The organism is Pandoraea sp. XY-2 (assembly GCF_004193915.1).
GTDB lineage: Bacteria > Pseudomonadota > Gammaproteobacteria > Burkholderiales > Burkholderiaceae > Pandoraea > Pandoraea cepalis.
On sequence record NZ_CP030849.1, the window covers coordinates 4,836,726 to 4,856,354 of the forward strand.

Annotated in this window: 19 protein-coding genes and 3 pseudogenes; 10 read left to right on the forward strand and 12 right to left on the reverse strand. The window is 64.7% G+C overall.

Annotation, left to right across the window (positions count from 1 at the left end; translation table 11 throughout):
* Nucleotides 1-15: 15 nt before the first annotated feature.
* The 6 genes from DRB87_RS21975 to DRB87_RS22000 all read right to left on the reverse strand — a co-directional run bounded on the left by DRB87_RS21975 (nucleotide 16) and on the right by DRB87_RS22000 (nucleotide 5,806).
* Nucleotides 16-1,779 (reverse strand): ShlB/FhaC/HecB family hemolysin secretion/activation protein, encoded by a 1,764-nt coding sequence (locus tag DRB87_RS21975; protein WP_130027515.1) that lies wholly within the window; start codon nucleotides 1,777-1,779, stop codon nucleotides 16-18.
* Between the two features lie 199 nt (nucleotides 1,780-1,978).
* Nucleotides 1,979-3,274, reverse strand: coding sequence for an NAD(P)/FAD-dependent oxidoreductase (locus tag DRB87_RS21980; RefSeq protein WP_130027516.1), 1,296 nt, complete (start codon nucleotides 3,272-3,274; stop codon nucleotides 1,979-1,981).
* 10 nt (nucleotides 3,275-3,284) lie between these two features.
* Nucleotides 3,285-3,791 (reverse strand): hypothetical protein, encoded by a 507-nt coding sequence (locus tag DRB87_RS21985; RefSeq protein ID WP_130027517.1) that lies wholly within the window; start codon nucleotides 3,789-3,791, stop codon nucleotides 3,285-3,287.
* A 33-nt stretch (nucleotides 3,792-3,824) separates the two neighbouring features.
* Nucleotides 3,825-4,592: a BON domain-containing protein gene (locus DRB87_RS21990; RefSeq protein WP_130027518.1), complete on the reverse strand. Its 768-nt coding sequence runs from the start codon at nucleotides 4,590-4,592 to the stop codon at nucleotides 3,825-3,827.
* A gap of 118 nt (nucleotides 4,593-4,710) precedes the next feature.
* Nucleotides 4,711-5,298: a phosphoheptose isomerase gene (locus tag DRB87_RS21995; RefSeq protein ID WP_017233586.1), complete on the reverse strand. Its 588-nt coding sequence runs from the start codon at nucleotides 5,296-5,298 to the stop codon at nucleotides 4,711-4,713.
* Between the two features lie 154 nt (nucleotides 5,299-5,452).
* On the reverse strand, nucleotides 5,453-5,806 hold the full coding sequence (locus DRB87_RS22000) for a YraN family protein (protein WP_130027519.1): 354 nt from the start codon (nucleotides 5,804-5,806) through the stop codon (nucleotides 5,453-5,455).
* Between the two features lie 95 nt (nucleotides 5,807-5,901).
* On the opposite strand from DRB87_RS22000, the pseudogene rsmI reads away from it, so the two are divergent.
* From rsmI to DRB87_RS22015, 3 genes and pseudogenes are all read left to right on the forward strand, one after another.
* Nucleotides 5,902-6,785 (forward strand): annotated as a pseudogene (gene rsmI, locus DRB87_RS22005) (16S rRNA (cytidine(1402)-2'-O)-methyltransferase).
* Nucleotides 6,786-6,968: 183 nt separating this feature from the next.
* Nucleotides 6,969-7,115 carry a type II toxin-antitoxin system prevent-host-death family antitoxin gene (locus DRB87_RS22010; protein WP_240756342.1) on the forward strand — a complete coding sequence of 49 codons (147 nt, stop codon included), beginning with the start codon at nucleotides 6,969-6,971 and terminating at the stop codon, nucleotides 7,113-7,115.
* On the forward strand, nucleotides 7,102-7,392 hold the full coding sequence (locus DRB87_RS22015) for a type II toxin-antitoxin system RelE/ParE family toxin (protein WP_130027520.1): 291 nt from the start codon (nucleotides 7,102-7,104) through the stop codon (nucleotides 7,390-7,392). The genes DRB87_RS22010 and DRB87_RS22015 overlap by 14 nt, the downstream gene beginning before the upstream one ends.
* Before the next feature lie 84 nt (nucleotides 7,393-7,476).
* Here DRB87_RS22015 and DRB87_RS22020 read toward each other — a convergent pair whose 3' ends face one another.
* The 4 genes from DRB87_RS22020 to DRB87_RS22035 form a co-directional block, all read right to left on the reverse strand.
* Nucleotides 7,477-8,271 (reverse strand): ABC transporter ATP-binding protein, encoded by a 795-nt coding sequence (locus tag DRB87_RS22020; RefSeq protein ID WP_130027521.1) that lies wholly within the window; start codon nucleotides 8,269-8,271, stop codon nucleotides 7,477-7,479.
* A 2-nt stretch (nucleotides 8,272-8,273) separates the two neighbouring features.
* On the reverse strand, nucleotides 8,274-9,179 hold the full coding sequence (locus tag DRB87_RS22025; RefSeq protein ID WP_130027522.1) for an ABC transporter permease: 906 nt from the start codon (nucleotides 9,177-9,179) through the stop codon (nucleotides 8,274-8,276).
* Between the two features lie 232 nt (nucleotides 9,180-9,411).
* Nucleotides 9,412-10,398 carry an ABC transporter substrate-binding protein gene (locus DRB87_RS22030; RefSeq protein ID WP_130027523.1) on the reverse strand — a complete coding sequence of 329 codons (987 nt, stop codon included), beginning with the start codon at nucleotides 10,396-10,398 and terminating at the stop codon, nucleotides 9,412-9,414.
* 445 nt (nucleotides 10,399-10,843) lie between these two features.
* Entirely contained in the window at nucleotides 10,844-11,464 is a 621-nt protein-coding gene (locus DRB87_RS22035; protein WP_130027524.1) for a septal ring lytic transglycosylase RlpA family protein, read from the reverse strand.
* Nucleotides 11,465-11,699: 235 nt separating this feature from the next.
* Between DRB87_RS22035 and DRB87_RS22040 the strand changes: the two genes are divergently transcribed.
* A complete protein-coding gene (locus tag DRB87_RS22040) occupies nucleotides 11,700-12,356 on the forward strand; it encodes an MBL fold metallo-hydrolase (protein WP_130027525.1) in 657 nt (218 codons plus the stop codon).
* Nucleotides 12,353-13,113 (forward strand): annotated as a pseudogene (locus DRB87_RS22045) (exonuclease). Before DRB87_RS22040 ends, DRB87_RS22045 begins: the two are co-directional and overlap by 4 nt.
* Before the next feature lie 70 nt (nucleotides 13,114-13,183).
* On the opposite strand, the gene arsC reads toward DRB87_RS22045, so the two are convergent.
* Nucleotides 13,184-13,540 (reverse strand): arsenate reductase (glutaredoxin), encoded by a 357-nt coding sequence (gene arsC, locus DRB87_RS22050; protein ID WP_130027526.1) that lies wholly within the window; start codon nucleotides 13,538-13,540, stop codon nucleotides 13,184-13,186.
* A gap of 297 nt (nucleotides 13,541-13,837) precedes the next feature.
* Between arsC and DRB87_RS22055 the strand changes: the two genes are divergently transcribed.
* The 4 genes and pseudogenes from DRB87_RS22055 to DRB87_RS22070 all read left to right on the forward strand — a co-directional run bounded on the left by DRB87_RS22055 (nucleotide 13,838) and on the right by DRB87_RS22070 (nucleotide 17,389).
* Nucleotides 13,838-14,344 (forward strand): energy transducer TonB, encoded by a 507-nt coding sequence (locus DRB87_RS22055; protein ID WP_130027527.1) that lies wholly within the window; start codon nucleotides 13,838-13,840, stop codon nucleotides 14,342-14,344.
* Nucleotides 14,345-14,401: 57 nt separating this feature from the next.
* Nucleotides 14,402-15,189: pseudogene (otnI, locus tag DRB87_RS22060) on the forward strand (2-oxo-tetronate isomerase).
* Nucleotides 15,190-15,919: 730 nt separating this feature from the next.
* Nucleotides 15,920-16,414: a CoA-binding protein gene (locus DRB87_RS22065; RefSeq protein ID WP_240756108.1), complete on the forward strand. Its 495-nt coding sequence runs from the start codon at nucleotides 15,920-15,922 to the stop codon at nucleotides 16,412-16,414.
* A 36-nt stretch (nucleotides 16,415-16,450) separates the two neighbouring features.
* Entirely contained in the window at nucleotides 16,451-17,389 is a 939-nt protein-coding gene (locus tag DRB87_RS22070) for an alpha/beta hydrolase (RefSeq protein ID WP_130027528.1), read from the forward strand.
* Between the two features lie 20 nt (nucleotides 17,390-17,409).
* Here the strand turns inward: DRB87_RS22070 and DRB87_RS22075 are convergent, their stop codons facing one another.
* Nucleotides 17,410-18,231 carry a transporter substrate-binding domain-containing protein gene (locus tag DRB87_RS22075; RefSeq protein WP_017233602.1) on the reverse strand — a complete coding sequence of 274 codons (822 nt, stop codon included), beginning with the start codon at nucleotides 18,229-18,231 and terminating at the stop codon, nucleotides 17,410-17,412.
* A gap of 245 nt (nucleotides 18,232-18,476) precedes the next feature.
* On the opposite strand from DRB87_RS22075, the gene hemE reads away from it, so the two are divergent.
* Nucleotides 18,477-19,547, forward strand: a complete 1,071-nt coding sequence (gene hemE, locus DRB87_RS22080; RefSeq protein ID WP_305037077.1) for a uroporphyrinogen decarboxylase — start codon at nucleotides 18,477-18,479, stop codon at nucleotides 19,545-19,547.
* Nucleotides 19,548-19,629 lie beyond the last annotated feature (82 nt).

The window sequence follows — 19,629 nt, forward strand, 5'->3', positions numbered from 1 at the left end:
AATCGCCATCCCGTCTCACTCGAATTGATATGACCAGTTCGCATTGAACCGCAGCGGACGGCTCGGCGAGTTGGTCGGTGCGTCGGCCATCGGCTTGGCGACCGACAGGTCGAGCGAGTAGTACTTGCTGTCGGAAACCCGGACGCCCAGGCCGACGGAGGCAAGCTGGTTGTGGAACAACTGTCCCGAACTCAGATAGACGCGCGCCGTATCGAGCATCAGGTACGGCTGAATCGTCTTGAGGAAGCGGAAGTCGGTGCGGAACATCCGGTTGAGTTCGATCGACGCCCCCCAGCCCCTGTCTCCGGCGACTTCACCCGCCGGATAGCCGAGGCCGAAGCGCTGACCGCCGAACGTCGCCTGCTCGGACGTCGGCAGCGTGTTGGCGCTGTATTGCGCGCCCGCAGCGACGACAACACCAAACTCCCACGGCAGCACGAGCCCCTGCTTGGCGTCGAGCGTGAAGCGCCAGAAGCCGAGATCGTAGGGACCGAGTATTTGCGCGACGCCCGCCGGCTGCGTCGTGTACGACTGACTCGCCCCCATCCCGGTAAAGCCCTTGAACACACCGAGCGTGGCGCTGCGGGTCTGCTTCTCTGTGACCTCGTTGTACGAGAGCTGGACCTGCGCGGCCCGCACGTTGGTCTGTGAATTGATGTTGTTCGGCGAATTCGGCACTTCGTAGCGATCGCGCGAATTCACGCCGTACATGCCGCCGCTGACCGTCAGGTTGCGCTGGTTGTTGAGCAGAATCGGGTACGACACGGTCACGGCGACACGCTTGGTGTCCAGGTGTCGCGTCAGACCAGCCAGCGCCTGATCGTCTGGTTGTCCGCGATAGTGCGACGCGTCCACGCGCGCCTGCAAGCCGTTCGACCCGAGCGGCTGGATGTACGACCCCGCATAGAACTCTTCGTCGTTATGCCCCTTCGGGGCGATGGCCGTAAGCTGAATCTGTTCGCCGAGCGGGGTGAGCGCGTTGCTTGTCACCGTGAACACGCCGCGAATGCCCGGGTTGTTATAGGTGAGCGACGTGCCCAGCGCTACGGGCTGACGCGTAACGTCGAGCGAGAGTTCGGTCGCGCCGTCGGTCTGCGTCGGCGGTTGCACGTCGGCCTTGATCTTCATGCCGGGCACGAGCGTGAGCAGGTTCAGATAGCGCTCGAACGTGGCGCGCTTGAGCGGGCGCTCCGCCTCGATGTGCGCGGCAATGTCGCGCAGACGCTCTTCCGACGGCCCCGGCTTGCCGGTGATCTTCGTGCTCGAGATATAGCCTTCAACGATCGTCACGCGCACGAAGCCGTCTTTGAAGTCTTGCGCGGGGACAAAGGCGAAGGACAGCAGATAGCCCGCGTCCTGATACATCTTCGTGACCTGATTGGCCTTTTCGACCAGATCGCCAATGGTCACTTCCTTGCCCGCCAGCGGCGCGAAGACCCCGGCCACGTCAGCGAACGGCAACGACTTGACGCCTTCGATACCGAAACGCCGTGGGGTCATCTTGCGCGCGAGCAGCGACTTGAGCGCGTCTTCCTGCGTCGGCGGCTGAATGCGAAAGGTGGCGGCGGGCGCCTTCGGCACCTCGATTTTTGGAATGCTTTGCAGCGGGTCGCCACGCACGGGACTGCCGTCGGCCAAGGCGTCGTGCACGCTTAGCAGACCAATGGAACACAACGATACGGCGACGACTTGAACGACCTTGCGGCTTTGCACCGTCTTGACCGAATTCCCACGCGCGACGCGTGGCGCAAGACGGGCTGCTCCCTGGCGATGCGCCATCCCTATGCCCCTTGTATGCTTATTTTTTCGTGCGGCCAGTGTAACCGAGAGGCGTGAGGCCCCGTCAACGAAGGAATTTGCAGCGATGCGGCGCCTACACAACAACGCGATCACGCACTACGGCAGCACGGTCGTTGCGCCGCTTAGAGAGTCGCCTCCAAACGCGCTTCAACGACGGCGAATGCCACCGGAACCCGCGTCACGCCAGCATGTCGGCCCAGATGCCCTGTGCCCATGCGAGTCCCAAAGCGAATTCGTCCGGTGTGGCGCGCGGCGATGCGCCGCCTGTGCCCGGCACCGGGAGCATGGTGCGCTGCACGGCGTCGTATCGGTGCACGCTGGCCACGTGCATCGCTTCGGTCGCCGAGACGAACGTGTAACAGGTGTTGCTGTAGAGCGGCTCCGGGTTGATCGGACGCCCTGACAGGGCCGCCACGATCGCCGCGGCGCACACCTTGCCGTGCTGGTTGGCCATGTGGCCGGACTTGGGCATTTGCGGGGCAATCTGGATGGCGTCGCCCAGCACATGGACGTCGGGGTGCGCCGTCGACGCAAACGTCAGAAAGTCGACGTCGCACCAACGGCCGTTGGCCGTCGCCAGCCCACTGTCCACCGCAATATCGCCCGCCCGCATCGGCGGGATGACATTGAGCACGTCGGCCTTGATCTCCTCTCCCAACTCGAAGCGCGCCAGCCACTTCGCGCCATCGGCCGCGACTTCCGTGCAATTGAACTGCGGGTGATACTCAACGATTCCGGCAAATTGCGTGCGCCAGATCGCCTGAAACTGCTCCGCTTCCGCGAGCACTTGATCGTTGGTGTCAAAGACGAGCACTTTGGCACGCGGCTTGTGACGTTTGAGCCAGGCGGCCACCTGACACGCGCGCTCATACGGCGCGGGCGGACAGCGAAACGGCGCCTCGGGGATCGTGATGGCGACGACTCCACCGTCGGGCATCGCCTGCAGACGCGCGTGCAACGCGGCGCTTTCCCGGGCGTCGGTCCATCCCACCGGCAGGGCGTCGCGCACCGCGTGATCGGAGAGTCCGGCAATCGCTTCCCTGCGCAACGACACGCCCGGGGCAACGATGAGTTTGTCGTAGGCAAGTCGGCCACCGTCGGCAAGCCGCACCTGCTTGGCGGCCGCGTCGATGGCATGGGCACGCGTACGCCGCCAGACCACGCCATGCCGTTCGACGAGCCGGTCGTAGGGCACCGTCAGGTCGCTCACCCGCAAATTCCCGCCAACCACGAGGTTCGATAACGGGGCGGAGACAAAGGCGGGGTTCGGCTCAACGAGGGTGACATCGATCGTGTTGCCCGAGAGCACGCGCAGTGCCTTGGCGGCCGTCGCACCGCCGAATCCCCCGCCGATCACGACGACACGGGCACGCGTCTTGAGCGGCGTGGGCCAGAGCGGCGCTGCCAACGCGTGAGACGCGCCGCCCAGCGCGGCTGTCGAGCCCATGCCAAGAAGAAAGTCGCGGCGACGCATCGTTTCGGCCCTATCGAGACGTTTGAGACGTGCGCGGTGACGCGGGCGCGCTCGTGTCTGCCGGCTGCGATGCGAAATACGCGGCGATGCGACGCAATTCGTCGTCGCGATAGCCTTTGAGAAGCTGGGGCATCAGCGTGGCGGCACGCCGACCATCGCGCATGGCCTGCAACGCTGTCATGAGTTCCGTCGCCGGGCGCCCGTCCAGCGCGGGCAGCGTTGCCTTGCCCGCGCTCACCGGCGCCGACGCGTTATGACACGTCATGCATGCCATCGCCCAGTCGCGGGCTTGCCAGTCGGGCTGAGACGCCGGCGGGGCCATCGGCTCGACATAGATGGGGGAAGCGGCACGTACGCCGGAGGCCGGTGCAGCCAACGCCGTCCCGGTGGCGACAACGCCGGTTCCGGTGGTCAGAACGAGCGCCGCCGCGAACGCCTGCGCCGCCCATCGTGCAGATGGACAAGGCAGACGATCGCGGCGGTTGGATGCAGCGCCGGTGACGGCACGCGTGCGCATGCAAGGTATCCCGAAGCGCTCGGGCGGCACGCGTCAGTTACCGGTCTTGTTCGACGGGCCGGGCTTGATCGGTGCGTCGCTGATCGGCGCGGGCGAGGACAACGGCTTGGCCGTCACGGTGTCGGTGTCGATCGGCGTGGTCGTGACGGTCGCGGCGCTCGAATCGTCAGTCACCGGGGCCGGGTTCTTCGAGGCCTCGGTCGACAGGCGCTGCGCCTCTTCCGGCTTGATGTATTCGTACAGCTTGATGACCTTCTGCACCCCGTCGATACGGCTGGTCACGTTGGCGGCGATGCGGCCCTCCTCTTCCGAGACGAGGCCCAGCAGATACACGTCGCCACGCTCGGTGACCACCTTGAAGACGTTGGCCGAGATTTCCTTCGTGTTGATCAGGTTGGCCTTGACCTTGCTGGTGATCCACGCGTCGTTCGAGCGCGAACCAAAGGAGCTGGCCGGTCCGATGGCAAGTTCGTCGACAATGCCGCGAACGTTGCTGATCTGCTTGACGATTTCGACGGCGCGCTGCTTGCTGGCGTCGTTCGGAACCTCGCCGGTGAGCAGCACGCGACGGTTGAAGACCGTTACGTTGACGTGGGCGGCGTCTGGCAGGTTATTCGCGGTATTGGCTTCGGCCTTGATCTGAATTTCACGGTCTTCCGTCTGCGCGCCGACGGAACGGCGGTCGGTGGCGACGAGTGCGCCGGTCGCGGCACCGCCGAGAATGATGGGGGCACAACCGGCCAGGGTTGCAGCAATCAACGCCGCCGCGGCGAGCGGCTTGACCACGCGTTGGAAATTCATCGGGCATTCTCCTTGTTGGATGATCGAACGGGACGGCCCCCGCCGCGCCCAGCCGGCACCGCCCGCCCCCGCGGCGCAGTACCTGTCATGCTCTTGACGCCGAATGACGGCAATAGGTTCACGCTTCGCCGAACAGCATCGCGTCGACCAGGTCGCACAGGCAGTGGATCGTGAGCAGGTGAACTTCCTGAATGCGCGCGGTACGATCGGCCGGCACGCAGATGTGCACGTCCAGCTCACCCAGCGCCGCATTGACCTTGCCCCCGCCCTTGCCGGTCAGCGCGATCACGTGCATGCCGCGTTCGTGCGCCGCTTCAATGGCGGCGAGCACGTTGCCGGAATTACCCGACGTGGTGATGGCGAGCAGGACATCACCCTCGTGCCCGAGCGCGCGCACCTGCTTCGAGAAGATGGCGTCGAAGTTGTAATCGTTGCCGATGGCCGTCAGGATCGACGAGTCCGTGGTCAGCGCGATGGCCGGCAATTCGGGGCGCTCGCGCTCGAAGCGGCCGACGAGTTCGGCCGCGAAGTGCTGGCAGTCGGCGGCCGAGCCGCCGTTGCCGCAAGCGAGAATCTTGTTACCGTTGGACAGCGCTTCGAACATGACGTCCGCTGCGGCAGCGATATATTCGGGCAGTGCGTCGCGCGCCGCCAGCTTGGTCTCGACGCTATCCGTGAAGTGTTGCTGAATTCGTTCGATCGACATGGTCGTTTGCCAGGGTGTCGCAAAAGCGGCCGGCCTTGCATGGGTGCCCCGGGGCACTCACCTGCATCGGCCGGCGTTCAAAGGCCGTATCAGTCTTGAAAATCTTGAAAACGGCGCGTTCGCAAGTGTAACAGGCCGGCGGACGCGGGTTTCGTCAGAGGTCGTCGGCTCGGAAAGCGTCGGGCAGCCAGCGCACCACGGGCGGACGCCCGTCGAACGTCACCACGTCGAAACGACAACGCCCCGCGGGACGCCGCAGCAGATAGTGACGCGCGGCCAAGGCCAGGCGGCGGCGTTTGGCGCGCGTAATGCTCTCGGCGGCCCCGCCGAAGTCGCTGCGCGCGCGGGCGCGCACCTCGACGAATACCAGTACACCCGCGCAATCCCGCATAATGAGGTCGATTTCGCCGCCGCGACACCGATAATTGCGCGCGACGAGCCGCCAGCCGCGTCGCTCCAGCAGCGTCTGAGCGTGGCCCTCGAACGATTCTCCTAACTGATTCGACATGGTTGTTCCGATGTTTACCGTTGCCGGCGCTGCCGGTGTGACCCACGCCTGCGTGCCCCGCGCGGCAACGACGCCGTTTGCGGGAGTGCGACGCCATGGATGAGCGCCTGATGTCCCTGGCCGAGGGCCAGCATTACCCGGTGGGCACGCTGTATGTCGTCGCCACGCCGTTGGGCAATACCGCCGACATCACGGTGCGAGCGCTGTACATCCTTGGGATGGTTGACGCTATCGCCTGTGAAGATACGCGCAACAGCGCGCAGTTGCTGCAGCGGTATGGCATCGACAAGCCGTTGATTGCGGTCCACCAACACAACGAAAACGAAGGGGCGACGCGGTTGGTCGAGCGTCTGCGGGGTGGCGAGCGCATCGCTTACATTTCAGACGCTGGTACCCGGGCATCTCGGATCCCGGCGCGCGACTGGTCGATGCGGTGCGTGCCGCGGGGCTCGGCGTGATGCCGGTACCGGGCGCGAGCGCCGTGATTACGCTGCTCTCGGTGGCGGGCGCGTGGGTGGAGACATTTACGTTCGTGGGTTTCCTGCCGTCGAAGGCGCAGCAACGTGCCCAGGCGATTGCCGCGCTAGCAGGGGCGACCTCGGCGCAGGTCTTCTACGAAGCGCCACATCGGATCGTGGAGACGGTCGCGGCACTGGCCGAAGGATTGGGCGGCACGCGCCGACTGTTGATCGGACGCGAGTTGACCAAGCGCTTCGAGGACATTCACGAATGTGCGCTGAGCGAAGGCTTGGCCTGGCTGAAAGCGGACGCGAACCGTCAGCGCGGCGAATTCGTGCTGGCGGTATCGGGCGCCGCAGCGAGCGCAAGCACCGACGGTGTCGATGCCGAAGCGCAACGCATCCTTGCGTTGCTGGTGGCTGAACTGCCGACGAAAAGCGCCGCGAAGCTCGCCGCCGCGATCACCGGGGCACCCAAAAATGCGCTCTACGAGCGGGCACTGGCGCTTAAGAACGCTTGAGTGCCCTGCGCGGGATGCGGTGCTTTGGGGGGGTAAGGAATCGGACGTTTCTGGAGAAATTCTCAGCGACTCCCCAAACTCTCGCATCGATATTCCCCCTATGATTGGCTCGATCTCAGGGTCTCGGCCGATACGCGTCAACGAATCGGTCGCCTCCCCCGGGCCGACGGCCCCGTCGCCATCCTGAACCGGAACACGCCGGTCGCCTATCTCGTTCCGGCAGCGGATTGGGAGGCGATCTGCGAACGCCTGGATGACGCCGAACTCGCCGACCTCATCCGTTCACGCGCCAGCGAAACGCCGGTGAGTACCCAGCTTGACGACCTATGACCTGCGATTCCTTCCCTCCGCCCTCAAAGAGTGGCGGGCGCTTGATCCCACGGTCCAGCGCCAATTCAAAGCGAAATTGCGCCAACGGCTGCAAAGACCGCAGGTGTCCGGCAGTCGGCTGAGGGCGATGCCGGACTGCTACAAGATCAAACTCGCGCCCTTGGGATACCGGCTCGTCTACCGGGTCGACGAGACTGCCGTCATCGTGTTGGTGGTCGCTGTCGGCAAACGAGAGAACCGCGCCACCTGTCGCACGGCCCGGAGGCGGGTCCAGTGACGCGGCCGATGAAATGCAACAAGCCCGCCGAAGCGGGCTTGAGACGGGCTTGAAGCAGGCCCGAAGTCCTTGCCTGGCGACGACTCAGCTCAACAGCAGTGCGTCGTCGTCGAGCTGCTCGCCGCGGGTGCGTTCGAACATCTGCAGCAAATCGGGAACGTCGAGGCCCTTGCGTTCGTCGCCCGACACGTCCAGCACGACCTTGCCCTGGTGCAGCATAACCGTGCGGTCGCCGTAGTCCAGTGCCTGACGCATGCTGTGCGTGACCATCATCGCCGTCAGCTTGCCCTCCTGCACGATGCGCGCCGTCAACTCCAGCACAAACGCCGCCGTCTTCGGGTCCAGCGCGGCCGTATGTTCGTCGAGCAGCAAGATCCGCGACGGCTGCAACGACGCCATCAACAGGCTCACCGCCTGACGCTGACCGCCGGAGAGCAGCCCGATACGGTCCGAGAGCCGGTTTTCCAGCCCAAGGTTGAGCAGGCTCAGCTTCTCGCGGAACCGCTCACGCAGCTCCCGATTCAGCGCGAACCCGAAACTCCGGCGTTCGCCCCGCTTGACCGCCAACGCCATGTTTTCCTCGATGGTCAGCGCCTCGCAGGTGCCGGCCATCGGATCCTGGAACACGCGCGCCACCTGACTCGCCCGCTGCCACGCCGTCTTCTTCGTGACGTCGTTACCGTCGATGGAAATCGTGCCCGAATCGACTCGCAAGTCGCCGCTGATGGCATTCAGGAACGTGGACTTGCCCGCACCGTTCGAACCGATCACGGTGACGAACTGACCCGTCGGGATGTCCAGCGACATGCCGCGCAGCGCACGGTTCTCGATGGGCGTGCCCGGATTGAAAGTGATCTTGAGGTCTTTTGCGCTCAACATGATCAGGCACCTCCGTTCTTGCGGGGGAACAGCTTGCGGCGCGTTGCCGGCAGCACCAACGCCACCGCCACGAGCAATGCCGTCACCAAATTCAGATCCTGCGCCTTCAGACCGATGAAATCGCTGTTGAGCGCGAGCGCGATGAAAAAGCGGTAAAGCACCGCACCGACGACCACCGCCAACGTTGTGAGAATGAGGCGTCGGGCCGGCAGAATCGTCTCGCCAATGATGACCGCCGCCAAGCCGATCACGATGGTACCGATCCCCATCGAGATGTCCGCGCCGCCCTGCGATTGCGCGAACAACGCGCCCGCAAGCGCCACCAGCGCATTCGAGAGCGCCATGCCCGCCAGAATCTCGTGACCGGTATTCACGCCTTGCGCCCGCGCCATGCGCGAATTCGCGCCTGTCGAGCGCATCGCCAGACCCTGTTGCGACAGGAAGAAGTAATCCAGCCCAAGCTTCACCACGACGACCACCGCCAACAGCAGCAACGGACGCGTCACATAGTCAGGCAACCAGGACACGTTGTCCGGCAGGAGCATCGTGAAGACGGTCGGCGACGTGATCAGCGGCACGTTCGGCGCCCCCATCACCCGCAGGTTCACGGAATAGAGCGCGATCATCATCAGGATACTGGCAAGCAGATCCATGATCTTCAGGCGCACATTGAGCCAGCCGGTGATGAAGCCCGCCAGCGCGCCCGCCGCCATCGCCGCCACAGTCGCGGCGAACGGATTGGTGCCGCCGGCGATCAGCGTAGCCGCGACCGCGCCGCCCAGGGCGAAGCTGCCGTCGACGGTCAAATCAGGGAAATTGAGGATGCGGAAGGAAATCAGCACCCCGAGCGCCACGAGACTGAAGATCAGACCGATCTCCAGGGCGCCCATCATAGAAAAAAGAGACATTGTCGTAATTCCACTGCGCAAGACGGCCCATGCCGGGTCTCGGCATCAGCGCTCACACGGCCGACGTCGGCCAGTTCGGGGCATCGCCGGTCGTTGTGCGACCGCTGTCGGGGGAGCCGTCCCACCCATTCGATAGGAAAAGAGCGGCGGGGACAGAGGGTGTCCGGGCGCCGCCCTGTCGCGCTGCGGTGAGGCAGGGACGTCACCCCGCCTTACCGCGCTCACGCACGCTTTACTGCTTGATGACCGTCTTGGCTTCCTTCACCAGATCGTCCGACAGCGTCACGCCTTGCTTGGCCGCCGCCGCCGTGTTGACGAACAGTTCCAGATTCGAGCTGGTCTGCGAGGCAATCGCCCCCGGCTTCTCTCCCTTCAGGATGCGCCCGACCACCTTCCCGGTCTGACGACCCAGGTCGTAGTAGTTCACGCCCAGTGCCGCAATGGCGCCGCGCTTTACGCTATCGGTATCCGACGCGACCAACGGGATCTTGCGGTCGTTGGCCACCTTCACCAGCGATTCATATGCCGACACGACGTTGTTGTCCGTGTTCGTGTAGATCACATCGACCTTGCCGACCAGGCTGTTGGCCGCCGAGCTGATGTCGACGGTGCGCGGCGCGGCCGCTTCGACCAGCGTCAGTCCGGCAGCGGGCAGCAACTTCTTCAACTCGTTGACGACCACGACCGAGTTCGCTTCACCCGGGTTGTACACCATGCCGACACGCTTGGCGTTCGGCACGACACGCTTGATCAGCGCGACCTGCTTGTCCAGCGGCAGCTTGTCGGACACACCGGTCACATTGGTGCCCGACGGCGCCCAATTCTTGACCAGCTGCGCCGCGACCGGATCGGTCACGGCCGAGTAGACCAGCGGCACGGACTTGGTCGCGGCCGCCACGGCCTGCGCCGTGGGCGTGGCAATGCCGATGATCACGTCCGGCTGGTCGCCCACGAATTTGCGGGCGATCTGCGCGGCCGTCCCGACGTTGCCCTGCGCGCTCTGATATTCCCACTTGAGGTTCTTGCCGACCTCATACCCTTCCGCCTTGAGTTCATCGCGTGCGCCATCGCGGATGGCGTCCAGCGCCGGGTGCTCCACGATCGCCAACACGGCCACCGATTTTGTCCCCTGCGCGAAGGCCGCGCCGGTCGTGCCCAACAACGTTGCGGCCACGGCGCACAGCAGGGTGCGCTTGGCGAATTTGCCCATCGTCGACATCAAAACTCCTCCAGGAATGCTCTTTGATAGGTGCGCTGAGCCCGTGTCTCGCCGGGTCTCATTCGGATGCACACAAAACGTGCACCGGCGCGTGGGGCACAGTCTACCCACATCCCCCTGAGCGAACAACGGTTGCCAACGCAACCGCCCGGAAGGCCCGTGGAATATCAGGTTGCGCCGAATCGCCGGCAGATTGATGCGGCAATCGGAAAAAAATTAGTCGATTTGGTCGTTAAATTTCCGATGTGCGCACATTCATGCGCGGCATTCGCCCTATCAGATTCAGCGAAAATCGGAATAATGCGCGATTTTTTACACAGAATGGATGGATTTTGCACAACAAATGGGCGGCGAGCATCCCGCTGCTCGGGAAGCCGTCAACACGATTTCAGAATCGACCATAGGGAAACGAGACGCAGCGACAACACGCGTACGCCGGGTGGCGTCAGGGCGCGTTCTTGCTGTCGTCCAGGCCGAGGGCAGCGACTTCGGTGCGGGAGAGCCGGCGGATTTCAACCTTGGCGTGGCCGGCGCGAATAAAGCCGAGCTGCTTGGCCGCCCCGTAGGAAAGGTCGATGATGCGATTGCGCGCGTAGGGCCCGCGATCGTTGATTTTGACGACGACAGTCTTGTTGTTGGCGATATTGCGCACGAGCGCAAAGCTGCCCAGCGGCAAGGTCGGATGCGCGGCGGTCGGCTCGTTCATGTCGAACGTTTCGCCGGTGGCCGTGCGACGCCCATGAAACTTCTTGCCATACCAGGAGGCCATGCCAGTCTGGTAAAACGTGCCGGCGTCGGCGCGCAGATGCGCTTCGCCGTCGCGATCCGGCGCTTCGGGATCGCCCGGACTGAGACCTTCGGTACGATACGACTTGCCGGGCCACTGCAGATCGAAGTTCGACCCGACGGGCGCGTTGGCTTCGCGCGCACGAGCGCGCGCGCCGCCTGTCGCCGAAGCGGCGGCAGCCGTGGGGCTGAGGGGTTCGAGCGGCGTTGTGCAGGCTGTCAACGTCAGGGCGAAGGCGCAGCCGACCGCGAACCGTGTGAGGATCTCGCGTGTTCGCATAGCGCGCAAGTTTAACACGACGCAAAATGCAACCTATCAGCGAGCGTTCACTTACGCGCTGAGACTCGCTGAATAAGCATCACACAGGGGGAGGTCAGTCTCATCGAACACGGCTCGCTCAAGCGCTCCGACCCGCTGGGCGAGCAGCGCTCAGGCATGTCGTCGATTGCGACGCGCCCGGCGGGTCCCCTCGCACCCGAATTACAATAGGGGAAAACTGCGTCCCCGATATCCCATGAACGTCACTCTGATTCCTGTCACGCCTTTCCAGCAAAACTGCACCCTGCTCGTCTGCGATGCGACGAAGCGCGCCGCGGTGGTCGACCCCGGTGGCGACATCGACCGGATCGTCGGCGAGATCGAACGCCAGGGTGTGACGCTCGAGAAAATCTTCCTGACGCACGGCCACCTTGACCATTGCGGCGGCGCGGGCGCGCTTGCTGAGAAATACGACGTACCCATCGAAGGCCCGCATCCCGACGACGCGTTCTGGATCGACCAGCTTCAGACGCAAAGCGCCCGCTTCGGCTTTCCCGAACCACAGCCGTTCACGCCCGACCGCTGGCTGGGTGACGGCGACACGGTCACGTTCGGCGAGGTCACCCTCGACGTGCTGCATTGCCCGGGGCATACGCCGGGTCATGTTGTGTTCTTCTCTGCGGACGAGCGTCTGGCCAGCGTGGGCGACGTTCTCTTCGCCGGCTCCATTGGCCGCACCGATTTTCCGCGCGGCAACCACGCCGACCTGATCGCGTCGATCCGTAACAAACTCTGGCCGCTCGGCAACGACGTGACCTTCATTCCCGGACACGGTCCTGTCTCCACGTTCGGTCAGGAGCGTCAGACCAATCCGTACGTGGCCGATGCCTTGCTCGCCGGGAGCGCCGCATGAGCGAGGCCGTGTCGCGTACCCCCTCGCGCATCATCCCTGCCGACGAGGAAATTTTCGTCAGCACCGACGTCGAGGCCGACGGCCCGATCCCCGGCCCGCATTCGATGCTGAGTTTCGCGTCGGCGGCCTACACGGCCGACAAGGAGTTGATCGGCACGTTCAGCGCCAATCTCGAGTGCCTGCCGGACGCGAAGGGCATCCGCTGACGATGAAATGGTGGAAGACCGAGCCAGACGCGTGGGCGGCCTGCCGCGTCGATCAGGAAGACCCGACCAAGGCGCTCAAGGCGTATGTGAAGTGGGTGGAGAAGCTACCGGGCAAGCCGGTGTTCGTCGCCTATCCGGCAGGGTTCGATTTCACGTTCATGTTCTGGTACATGATGCGTTTCGTCGGCCGTTGTCCGTTTTCATGGTCGGCGCTCGACATCAAGACGCTCGCGTTCGCCATGACCGGCATGCCCTACCGCAAGTGCATCAAGCCGCGGCTGCCGTCAGTCTGGCTCGACCCGCTGCCGCACACGCACGTGGCACTCGACGACGCGCTCGAACAAGGCGCGCTCTTTTGCAACATGCTCGCCGAGCTGCGCGAGCAGCAGAAAACGTTGACCGAACTCCCCGGTTGGCGCGGCGCCGGACTCACGGCGAATGCCGACGCGCCGGTGTTCAGGTCGCCCGCAGCTCAAGCGGCGGCCGAGGCGGTGGCGCACGCCGAATCGCCAGACACCGGCCCCGGCAAGGACAGCGCGGCGCACGGCTGAGCCAGGACCTCGCGGTGCCATGCGCGAGGGGCTCGACACGCGCGCGGGGACCGCGTCAGCCGTCGGCGGATTACAGCACCTGGCTCGCCAACTCGGGCGGACGCGCGATCACTGCCTTGTCGCCGTTGACCACGATGGGCCGCTGCAACAATTTCGGGTGCGCCGCCACGGCGGCGAGCAAGGCGTCGTCGGTCATTGCCATGTCGGCCAATCCCAGCTCGGTGTACTCGGTTTCGTTGCTTCGGATCATCTCGCGCACCGGCACGCCCAGTAGATTGTGCAAACGCTTGAGATCGGCGAGCGTCGGCGGGGTCTTCAGATACTCGATGATCTGCAGATCGCCCCCGCCCACCGCCGGCGAACCTTCCACCAGGGCCAGCGCTTCGCGCGACTTCGAGCAGCGCGGGTTGTGATACACGGTAATCATGGTTCCTCCAATGCGATCGAAAGGCGTCGCGCGCGACGTTGTCATGCGCGCCTGAATGGGCGCTGGCGAGTATGCATCGTATCGCCGGATACCGCCACTTGCAGACATCCGGGCCAGCACCGACGGCTACGTGTTAACCGCGCTGCGCGGCGCGCGTGGGCCACCTAAGATAGGCAATGAGGGCGTCGCGTTGTGGTGAAAGACGCTTCGCGCGAACGAATTCGCGATCCGCGAAACCGCGCCCGCCCGTTAGATGTACAAGAAGACAAGTGTCGCGAATGTTGCGGGAGACGATGTATGTATGCGCAACCTTCTCAATGCCGGCGGGCACTGCATGCCGCCGGAGGCTTCACCGTCATCGCCTGCGTTCTGGCGGTGTCGGGCTGCGCCAATCCGGATTTCGAGCCCAAACAGCCGCTCATCCTCAACTTGACGCCCGCCCGGGTCCCGTACACGGCGCTCGATCAGTACAAGATCGCCGCGGCGCAACGCGTGACGGCGGTCAACGCCCGCCAGATCACGCCGGGCAATCCCCAGCCGATGCTGCGCTCGGTGGTGTCGCTAGAGTACTGGGTGGACCGCAACGGAAACATCACGGGCGTGGCGCTGTATCGCAGCAATGGCGACCAGGAAGCGGAGCGCATCGCGGTGTCGAGCCTGCGACGGGCCAGCCCGCTGCCGATGCCGAGCCGCGCGCTGGTCGACAGCAGCGGACGCGTACGCGCCGTCGAAACCTGGCTCTTCAACGATGACGGGCGCTTCCAGTTGCGCAGCGTGGCAGCGCCCCAGATCGACGGGCAGTGATATCGTGACAGGCATCGATCCACCCTGCCCGGCCCGCGCCGGGCGACGGAGATGCTCATGCCGCGATTTGCCGCGAACCTGACCCTGCTCTATCAGGAAGTGCCGTTTCTGGAGCGTTTCCGCGAGGCCGCAAGCGACGGCTTCCGGGGCGTGGAATGCCTGTTCCCTTACGATCATCCCGCACAAGAGGTGCGGGCGCGTCTGGACGACGCGGGGCTCACGCAGGTGCTGTTCAACACCCCGCCGGCGACTGGGCCAACGGCGAGCGCGGGCTGGCAGCGCTGCCAGGGCGCGAAGCGCAGTTTCGGGACGGCCTCGAACGCGCGCTCGACTACGCCGATACGCTGGGCTGCCGCCAACTGCACGTGATGGCCGGATGCCCCGACCTCGCCGCGTCGCTTGAGCGCTGCCGCGACGTTTATCTCGACAATCTCGCCTACGCGGCCGGACAGGCTGCCGCGCATGGCGTCACGATTCTCATCGAACCGATCAATCCGCGCGACTTTCCGCGCTATTTCCTGACACGACAGGATCAGGCTCAGGCCATTCGCCAGGAGGTCGGCGCGAGCCATCTCAAGGTGCAGTTCGACGTGTATCACTGCCAGATCGTCGAGGGTGACCTGGCGGTCAAGCTACGCCAGCACATCGACAATATCGGCCACGTGCAGGTGGCAGGCGTGCCAGCGCGTCACGAGCCCGACACCGGCGAAGTCAACTATCCGTTCCTCTTTAGTCTGCTCGACGAACTCGGGTACACGGGATGGGTCGGGTGTGAATATCGCCCGCAGGGCGCAACGCGCGCCGGACTGGGCTGGCTCAAGCCGTGGCTCAGGGCCACCCGATAAGCTGTCGAATCGCCGCGCCGACAATGCCGACCACCGGTCGGCATGTCGCTCATCCATTTACGCAGGGATAAATCGATTTCCGAAAACTAAATCGGAGGGCGAAATAATCTTTTGGGATGATGACGAAAGGTGTAGGAAAGATGTAGGTCTGCGCAGGCAAAAAAAATGGCGGGACACGTAGGCCCGCCAAAACCACACGCTACGGGGTTAGCGCGAGGAGACCAGATTCAGAGCACTGCATCGAACTACCTTGCAGATCGCGCCGGGGGACGCGTTGCGCCGATACAGTCGCGCTGCTGTGTTACCGGGGGATAAGCACAGCAGCGTTGAGAAGCATTTTGGTGGAAACGTATAAGGGGAGGGGTAACAAAGTGTTTCAGGTTGTAACACCTGAGACCTTTGCGCGTCCCTCCACGTTGCCGCTTCGCCTTCTCTGGCATGGGTTTCTGGCGCACTGACCGATGCGTCATTTAGTTCGCCATCCTGAGTAACTCGTCAGGCGAAGCATCGACACGGACGATGCCCGCACGAGCCGGCCCATCACATCGATGGCGGCATCGGCGGCGCCCCCGTTTCACGTGCGCGTCGTCAATGTGCTAAGTTCATTCCTTGTGCGTGGCAACAAAGTGGGCATCTGACATCCGAAGACACGTCAACGCCGCGGATCGGCAGCGCACCGAGAGCAGTAATTCCGTCAACGACCGCACCGGCCCCATCGGGCCACACTCGCATGCAAACCATGGAACGTTTGGGGCAGATACTGGCGCGCGACCGCGTGATCGGGGTGGTGGGCCTGTCGCCGCGGCCGGACCGGCCGAGCTACACCACATCGCGCTACATGCAACAGCACGGATACCGGATCGTCCCCATCAACCCGCAAGCGGCCGGCGCGACGATTCTGGGCGAGCCCGTTTATGCGAGCCTGACCGAGGCGGCCAACGCCTTGCGCGCCGAGGGCCTGCGGATCCAGATGGTCGACTGCTTCCGTCGCAGCGGCGACATTCCGCCCATCGCGGATGAAGCCGTCGCCATTGGCGCGACCAGCCTATGGATGCAGTTGGGCATCGAAAACGACGACGCCGCAGCCGTCGCGCTGGCGGCAGGGCTGGACGTCGTGATGGACCGATGCGTCAAGATCGAACACCAGCGCTGGCAGATGCAAGCCGGCCACCCCCGCACCAGCGCGGACGCCCGCCCGCCGAGACAGCCGCTTCCGAAACGCTGAACCGCCGACCTCCAACGCCGCCAATGACCCGCTGATATGACCATCGACGCCGATCTACTTGCCTATTACGACCAAATGGCGCGCAAGTACCCCGCCAATGCCGACAACGGCGCGCCAAGCGCGCAAGACGTGCGCGCCCGGTTCGCCGCCGTCGCCAACGAGGCCTTGCGCCCGTTGCCGGCGGGACTGCGCAGCGAGACCTTCGACATTGCGCTGCCGGGCCGCACCCTGCGCGCAAGGCTCTATCGCCCGGTCGAACGCGAAGTGCCGCTGGTGGTGTTCTTCCACGGCGGCGGCTGGGTCGTGGGAGATGTCGACACCCATGGGACGTTGGCCGCCTTCCTGGCGCAGGACGGCGACTTGGCGGTGTTGAGCGTCGATTACCGGTTGGCGCCTGAGCATCCGTTCCCGGCGCCGATCGACGACGCGCGCGATGCCTTGGCCTGGGCGGCCGAGCAGCGCGCGCGGCTCGGCGTGCGCGTCGACCGTCTGGCCGTGGCGGGCGACAGCGCCGGCGGCCACTTGGCGGCGCAGGCGGCGGCGTGGTTCAACGACCGACACCCGGGGATTGTGGGGGCACAGTTGCTGATCTATCCAGTGGTGCAGTGCCGGTTCGATACGCCGAGCTACGAGCGTCTGGCGAACGGCGTGGGCCTGACACGCGACGAAATGCGCTGGTACTGGAAGGAATTTCTGGGCAACGTGACGCCGTCGGCGGACGACGTGCGGGTCAATCTGACCGCACAAGCGCCGCGGCACGCCTTGCCGCATGCCTTGGTGATTGCGGCGGAATACGATCCGTTGCACGACGAAGCGGTATCGTACGCCCAGTTCGTGGCGAGTTCGGGCGGCCGGGCGGAGGTCATCGAGGCGCCCGGCCTGACGCATAGTTTCGCGAGGTTACAACCGTTCGTGCCGCAGGCGCGGCTGGTCATGCACGACGCGGCGCAGCGTCTGCGTGACTGGCTGGGATGAACCGCGCGGGACCCGCGCCGTCACTTCAGCCACTTGTCGACGACCTTCTGATATTCCCCGGTCTTCTGCGCAAGATTCAGCCACTGGTCGACGTATTGCTTGAAGATGTCGTCGCCGCGCGGCAGCAGGTAGGCCTTCTCACCGAACTGCAACGGCTTGTCGGGGTTGACCGGGCACAGTGACGGATTCAGCTTGTGCTGCAACAGCGTTTCCGAGGCGTCGGTCACCATCACGTCGGCTTTGCCGTCGACGATCTGCTTGAAGATCGTGACATTGTCCGGATAGATCGTGAGCGTAGCGTTCGGCAGGTACTGGCGGGCGAAACGTTCGTTCGTGCCGCCCGGGTTGGCGATGACGCGCGTGCTCGGTTTGTTCAGATCGGCGAGCGTCTGGTACTTCGCCACGTCGGCGCAGCGCACGATCGGCGATTTGCCGTCGACCATGACCACGTTGCTGTAATATGCGCGCGCCGCGCGATCCAGCGTGACCGACACGCCGCCGACGGCGATATCGCATTTGCCGGCGGTGAAGTCGTCCATCAGCCCCTTCCACGTCGTCGGAACGATCACCGGCTTCACGCCGAGCGACTTCGCCAGCGAGGCGACCAGGTCCACGTCGATGCCCTCGACCTGGCCATCCGGGCGTCGATACGAGTAAGGCTTGTAGTCACCCGTCGCGCAGGCGCGCAGCGTGCCCGATTTGACGATGTCGTCCAGCCGGGAGTGGATGGCGGGGGTCGCGGAAGGGCTCACGACAGCGGCCGATTGCGCGTGGGCCGCAGCGCCGGCGAGCACCGCCCCGGCCACGAAGGCCGCGCTGGCGGCCGTCAACATGACTTTCATGCTTGTCTCCTGAGGTTTGACGTGTTGGCGCACTGCGCTCCCGAACTGTCTGACGCAGCGCGTGGGGCTCAATACTAAAGACACTCCCGGCCCACGCCAATCGGAATGACGCCACTGTTCCGCGCGCGCCACGCCGACGGGCCGCCGATGGCTGATGTGCGGCATAACAGCCCGCCATGCGTCCGGGCCGAGGATACGCGAGTAAAATGACCGCTTGCCCCAACCCTCCTACCCACCGCCGCGACGTGTCCCAAGCTCTGCAAAACGATACTTTCCTGCGCGCACTGCTGCGCCAGCCGACCGAGTACACGCCGATCTGGCTGATGCGCCAGGCGGGCCGGTACCTGCCCGAATACAACGCCACCCGCGCCAAAGCCGGTAGCTTCCTGGCGCTGGCCAAGAACCCCGCCTACGCCACCGAGGTCACGCTGCAGCCGCTCGAGCGCTTCCCGCTCGATGCCGCCATCCTGTTCTCGGACATCCTCACCATTCCCGACGCCATGGGCCTCGGCCTGTCGTTCGAGGCGGGTGAAGGGCCGCGTTTCGCCCACCCGTTGCGCACCGAGGACGATGTGCGCCGCCTGCGGGCGCCGGACCTCGACAGTCTGCGCTACGTCTTCGACGCCGTCGCCGAGATCCGTCGCGCCCTGAACGGACGTGTACCGCTCATCGGCTTCTCCGGCAGCCCGTGGACGCTCGCGTGCTACATGGTCGAAGGGGCCGGGTCGGCCGACTTCCGCACCGTCAAGACGATGATGTACGAGCGTCCCGACTTGATGACGCATATTCTGGAGACCAATGCCCGCGCCGTTTCGGCCTACCTGAACGCCCAGATCGAAGCGGGCGCGCAGGCGGTCATGGTGTTCGACACGTGGGGCGGGGCGCTGGCCGACGGCCTCTACCAACGGTTCTCGCTCGCCTACATGCAGCAGGCACTCGCGGGCGTGCATCGCGAATGGGATGGCGCACGCATTCCCCACATCGTCTTCACCAAGGGCGGCGGTCAGTGGCTCGAAGCCATCGCCGACACGGGGCCCGACGCCATCGGACTCGATTGGACCGTGGATCTCGCGGCCGCGCGCCGTCGCGTCGGCGATCGTTGTGCGCTGCAAGGCAACTTCGATCCCACCGCCCTCTTTGCGGCGCCCGAGGCCATTCGCGCCGAGGTTCGCCGCCTGCTCGACGCTTATGGCAACGCACCAGGCCACGTGTTCAACCTGGGGCACGGTATTTCGCAGTTCACGCAATCCGATCACGTTGCGGCACTCGTTGACGAAGTCCACCGCTACAGCCGAAAGCTGCGCCAAACGGCGTAATTGGCGAGACGCACCAGCGGCGGTGCGGCTCGCGGGGCCATTTGCCTTGCAGACCCAACCGCCGTTTCAAGCACCGAATGTC